Here is a 5,401-nt window from a genome sequence, read left to right as displayed (position 1 = left end):
ATCCCGAGGACTGGAAGATACTCCGGAGAAAGTGGCAAGATTCAATCAGGAGATTGCTACGTTTGAGAAACGCTGGCCCGATATCCTGAAGAACGGCGATCCGTTCTATAATCCGAACCTGACCCTGGATAGCCAGGATTTTTCACTGAAACGATTATAAACAACCAAAAAAGCGGGTGCATGGTGGAAATGTACCTGCTTTTTTAAAAGAAAGGTGGAAAAGATGAATATAGAAAAGCTATGGGACAAGTACAAAGACATTATTCCGTACGGTGTCTTCGGCGTTCTGACAACGCTTGTTAATATTGTGAGTTATTGGATCTTTGCGCATCCGTTTGGCTTATCGGTTATGGTGAGTACTGTACTTGCATGGATTTTATCGGTTCTGTTTGCATATCTTACTAACAGAAAATGGGTATTTCACAGCGAAGCCAGTACAAGGGAAGAAATAGGGAAAGAGATAGTTTCGTTTTTCTCCTGTCGTCTGGCTACGGGAATACTGGACTGGGCATGTATGTTTATTTTTGCTGATCTGTGCGGATTCAATGACGTATTGATTAAATGTGCGGCAAATGTACTTGTAATCATCTTGAATTATGTGACAAGCAAACTGGTTATTTTCAGGCATAAAGGGTGATGGAATGAAAAAAACAGTAAAAACAGTGAAAAAAGGATATGCAATATGGATTTTTGTACTTCTGGTTTTTGTATTTTATCTTTCCTGGGCGCTGGCGGCACCGTTCGATGCCTCACCGGATGAAAGTATGCGTTACCAGATCGTCGAATTTATTGTAAAGCATGGAACCTTGCCGGATGGACGGGATCCGGAGATACGGAATGCCAACTGGGGCATCTCCTATGCGTTTAATCCAATTCTTCCTTATATGGCAGGAGCAGTATTTGCAAAGGTTGTGCAGGTATTTACGGACAGTTTTCGGGCTACGGTGATTGCGGCGCGTATGGTGAATGTTCTTCTGGGATGCGGAATGGCATGGTTTACCTGGAAGATAGGAGAACTGTTATTTCAGAAAAAAGAGACAGGAAGGCTGTTTGCAGTTCTGGTGTGCTTTCTTCCGGGAACCTGTTTTCTGTTTTCTTATATCAATACGGATGGACTGGCACTTTTTACGACAGCCTGGATCCTGTACTGCTGGTGCAGGGCGTGTAAGGAAGGCTGGACCCTGAAAGTCTGTGTACAGATGGGAATTGCCATGGGATTGTGTATGTTGTCTTATTACAACGCATATGGATATCTTCTGATGAGCGCCGTATTTTTTGCAGGCTGCATGATGAAGTGTGGAGAGCAGAAATGGGACTGGCAGCAGCTGCTGAAGAAAGGCTGCCTGATGCTGGGAATTGTCTTTCTTGTGGCCGGATGGTGGTTTATCCGGAGCGGAATCCTGTATGACGGAGATTTTCTGGGAATGAAAACCTCTTCCATCTATGCGGAAAAATACGCGATCGATGAGTTAAAACCTTCCAATCGGGTGCTTCCGGTGAATATGGGAATGAGCGTTCTGGATATGATATGGTGGGTACCTGGAGAATGGCAGCATAACTGGCTGGTTACGGTACTGGTAAGCTTTGTGGGAACGTTCGGACATCTTGATATTTTTATGCCATATCTGTGGAGTAAAGTGTATCTGATCGTGTTTGCAGTGGGAATTCTCGGAAACAGCTGGAGACTGCGTCGGGAATTTTGTCTGACCACGGAATTTGTAAAAAAAGAGAAAAAAGCCGATGCAGATGGAATTCTTATCACTGAGATATGGAGAAAAAACAGATGGTGGAATATGAGAAACTGGATGCATATCTGTATGGTGGGAGCTATGGTGATACCGGTTGGATTGCTGGTGTATTATGCTTATGCAAGTGATTTTCAAGCGCAGGGACGCTATATCATGCCGATGGCGCTTCCATTTTTCTATTTTGTGACACTGGGATATGAAAACTGGAGTGAAAAACTGATCAGAAATGAAAAAATAAGCATATGGATCTGCAGGATCGGACAGGGGACAGCAGCAATTTCTGTATTGCTGACGTATGTGCTGGTATATCGGGCGGCTTATTAAGAATAACTATAAAAAATGAGCTTATACAGGAAAATGATTTCTGTATAAGCTCATTTTTCGTGCTTATTTTGTTTTTGGATAGTTCGGCATCTGGTTACGATAAAGGACTTCTTTTCCATCCAAAGACGGGATGGTCATAGAAGTGAAAAATTCATCGGTAACCTGATCCAGTTTTTTTCTGGACGGACAGGAGATATAGTACAGTGCCACATAAGGATTCGGTCCGTGGGCAATGACAGCTTCTCCTTCGTGATAAAAAATCCATGGTTTTTCTACCGCAGAATGAGATGCCAGTTTCTGCGGAACGGAAAGATCACGAATCTGTAACAGGCGTCCCTGAAAATACAGGACAGCTCCGTGGCAAATCGGTTTTCGTGGATCGTGCTGATCCAGCATCTGTTCCAGTGCGGGAACATCATACAGGTAATTTAACAGCAGATCCTCGATGGAGAACCCGTATACCATATCGGTCAGTTCGTGCTCATAGCCGAAGAATCGGGCTGCGATCTCACAGACCTGGATGCCGTTTTCCGGTTTCCAGAAAAACTGCATGGATAACGCCCCCTCTTTCTGCCCGGTTTTGTTGGCGTAGCACTGTAAAAGATCGGTTGCCGGAGCAACCACCCGTTCATACAGACAGGATGGATAGACATTTCGGGTGCTGATCGGGATCTCACCCGGTCCGATGTCCGTCTTTTCGCGATCTGCGATGCTGATCACATGGACTTTTCCTTTATGTACCCAGGTCATCATATTGAATTCGTAACCGTCGTTATATTCTTCTACGAGAATCTCAGGAAGATCGGTGAAAGAAGCGGTTTCAGTGATTGCCTGTTTCAGTTCTTCAAGATTGTGTACCACATAGATGCCGCGGGAGCCATATTTATCCAGTGGTTTTGTCACCAGAGGAAAATGCAGGTGAGCGATCAGCTCCGGAGCCAATCCGGAAGTGGGGATTTTGGCAAAACCAGGGGAGGGAAGACCGAGTTCTTCGAGCAGTCCCCGGGTGGCGGATTTGTCACGATACCAGGGAAGCTGTTCCGGGTTCAGATAGCAGGGAAGACCTGCTTTTGCGGAAATCTTCACCATACATTCCAGCAGAAGATCGGAAAACGAGGTGAGAATTCCGTCCACCTGTTTTTCTTTACAAAGGGCGGCGATCCGGTCCGTATCGGTGACCGGGATCACATAAGATTCGTCTGCAAAGGCACGTGCCGGACCGTCCGGGTATCCGTCACAAACGATGGTATAGATGCCCCGGGCTCTGGCTTTCTGCACCAGCTGTTCAAATTCCCCGAGGGTTCCGAGAATCAGTAAACGTTTATTCATAATAATCCTTTCTTCTAGAGCGTGTCTGAAAAAGGCTTTTCGCAAACTGGGGTTTGCAGATTGCGGAAATGATTTTTCAGACACGTTCTAAGGTTCCAGTGCATGGATCACGTCTGCGATCCGCTGCATCTCTTCGTTTCCGTAACGCTGGTCGCAGGGGAGCGGGAGAATGTCTGCCGCCCACTGATATTCGTAAGATTCGGGTGCACAGTCCCGGATCACGTTGGACCAGTTGGTTGGAACAAAGATTTTTTCTTTCGCCAGGGCTTTTCGCAGTGCAATTCCGTTTTTATGATAATAAGGATAGGCGAAGGGTCCGTCCGGTGTCACGCGGGTAAAAGGTGAATCGGAGGGAAGCAGTTCTTTCAGAAATCTGTAATTTTCATTCCGTTTCTGACGGATCTGTTCGTAGTCGATGGCTTTTAACAGATTCTGTGTCAGGCGGGACATGGTGAGAATCTCCATATGATGATAGGTCGCAGCGTTGTCTAACATTTTCTGATAATACGTTCCGGCATCTTTTTCAAAACGGCCGAGAATATGTCCCATACGTTCCGCAGAGACATCCTGCTCTTTTCCGGCAGTGAGCGTGGCATCTGTGGAAAGATAGGCACCGTCACTCAGCCCGAAAAATTTGCGGCAGGAATAAAGAGTATCCACGCCGGGAAGCGGATGCTGAAAAAAAGCGTGGGTGTGATCCACGATAATATTTTTATAGTATTTTTTATAATAAAGAATCTTTTCATCCGTCAGCTGCCCGTAATAATTGACCAGATAGAGGTATTCCCCTGGATGAAGGGAAAGGTCGGGAGGAAGAGCCGGCGTAAGATCCTCATTCAGCGAATAGAAGTTCACGTGGATTCCCTGCCGCAAGCAGGCATCAATCACGGAGTCACAAAGGAAAAACGGAAGATAGAGCGTTTCAATCTTCCGGGATTCCAGCAGCCAGCAGAGGGCTGTACGGCCAAGATTCACTTTTACAAGATCAGGATAGTATTCTTTCCCGTGGAAAACTTCCAGTTCCAGATATCCTCCAATTTCCTGTTTCATACAATCCTCCTGTCAGACATCTTTTCTACGGATGACATAATGCGGCATTTTCTTGGATTCGTTCAGAATATTCATCAGATAAATCCCCATGATTCCAATGGAAAGCAGGGTGATACCGAAAAATGCCAGCAGTACGAGCATCAGGGAAGTCCAGCCTTCCACGGAAACACCGTAGAGGAAATAGCGGATCAGGAAAAAGATTCCAAGTGCCACACTGACCAGAAAACTGCAGATGCCGAGATCACGTACCAGAAGCAGCGGGAATGCTGAGTGGGAAGTGATATCGTAAAGCAGGTCTCTGACCAGACGGCGGAAAGAATAACCGCTTTTTCCGTAGGCTCTTGCATCATGATGCACCGGTACATTGATGATACGGTTGGAACTTAACACCAGAAGATTGCCGATCTGCGGAAGATAGGTGTTTGTCTGCAACATGGCATCCACGAGGAAACGGCGGATCAGACGAAAACTGGTGATCTGCAGATTCGGGTCTTTTCCAAGCATTTTGGAGGTGGCCCAGACAGAAACTTTGGTTCCGAGACGGCGGATCGGTCCGTGCTTTCTGCCTTCATAGCTGGCGATGATGACATCCACATCGTCCCGCTCTCTGATGGTGTTGATCAGCTTCGGGATCTCTTCCGGAGGATGCTGAAGATCATCATCCATGGTGATGATGAAATCTCCCTCCGCATGAGAGAATCCACACAGAAGAGCCGGATGCTGTCCGAAGTTTCTCGCCATCTGGATGATCTTCACACGGGGATCTTTCTGTCGAAGTTCTTCCATGATCTGGTAGGATCGGTCTTTGGAACCATCATCCACAAGGATCAGTTCAAAGGGTTCCTGCACGGTTTCACGGAAGACTTTCTCGAGACGTGTATAAAGTTCCGTTAAGGTATGTTCCGAATTATATACCGGAACAACAACAGAATATAAACTCATAGTATCTT

The 5,401-nt window shown here is 46.2% G+C and carries 5 protein-coding genes; 2 read left to right on the top strand and 3 right to left on the bottom strand.

The annotated features are described in order from the left end of the window. The first annotated feature begins 223 nt into the window (after window positions 1-223). The gene (locus MSA64_RS03800; RefSeq protein WP_154432583.1) at window positions 224-637 is read left to right on the top strand and encodes a GtrA family protein; all 414 of its coding nucleotides are present in this window, start codon (window positions 224-226) and stop codon (window positions 635-637) included. A gap of 4 nt (window positions 638-641) precedes the next feature. Beyond that, a complete protein-coding gene (locus MSA64_RS03795; RefSeq protein WP_287890615.1) occupies window positions 642-2,072 on the top strand; it encodes an ArnT family glycosyltransferase in 1,431 nt (476 codons plus the stop codon). A 63-nt stretch (window positions 2,073-2,135) separates the two neighbouring features. Here MSA64_RS03795 and MSA64_RS03790 read toward each other — a convergent pair whose 3' ends face one another. The 3 genes from MSA64_RS03790 to MSA64_RS03780 all read right to left on the bottom strand — a co-directional run. Beyond that, entirely contained in the window at window positions 2,136-3,401 is a 1,266-nt protein-coding gene (locus tag MSA64_RS03790) for an ATP-grasp domain-containing protein (protein WP_154432585.1), read from the bottom strand. Window positions 3,402-3,488: 87 nt separating this feature from the next. Further along, window positions 3,489-4,451: a hypothetical protein gene (locus MSA64_RS03785; RefSeq protein ID WP_154432586.1), complete on the bottom strand. Its 963-nt coding sequence runs from the start codon at window positions 4,449-4,451 to the stop codon at window positions 3,489-3,491. A 12-nt stretch (window positions 4,452-4,463) separates the two neighbouring features. Continuing rightward, on the bottom strand, window positions 4,464-5,401 hold a 938-nt coding region (locus tag MSA64_RS03780; RefSeq protein WP_287890611.1), incomplete at its 5' end, for a glycosyltransferase family 2 protein.

Source organism: Oliverpabstia sp. (genome assembly GCF_022785585.1).
GTDB lineage: Bacteria > Bacillota > Clostridia > Lachnospirales > Lachnospiraceae > Oliverpabstia > Oliverpabstia intestinalis.
The sequence above is the reverse complement of the archived record's forward strand: the minus strand, read 5'-3'. Positions and strand labels throughout refer to the sequence as shown.

Excerpts from the sequence above, each read along its gene's own strand:
- MSA64_RS03800 (WP_154432583.1), top strand. The coding sequence starts at position 224 with ATGAATATAGAAAAGCTATGGGACAAGTACAAAGACATTATTCCGTAC.
- MSA64_RS03795 (WP_287890615.1), top strand. The coding sequence starts at position 642 with ATGAAAAAAACAGTAAAAACAGTGAAAAAAGGATATGCAATATGGATT.
- MSA64_RS03790 (WP_154432585.1), bottom strand. The coding sequence starts at position 3,401 with ATGAATAAACGTTTACTGATTCTCGGAACCCTCGGGGAATTTGAACAG.
- MSA64_RS03785 (WP_154432586.1), bottom strand. The coding sequence starts at position 4,451 with ATGAAACAGGAAATTGGAGGATATCTGGAACTGGAAGTTTTCCACGGG.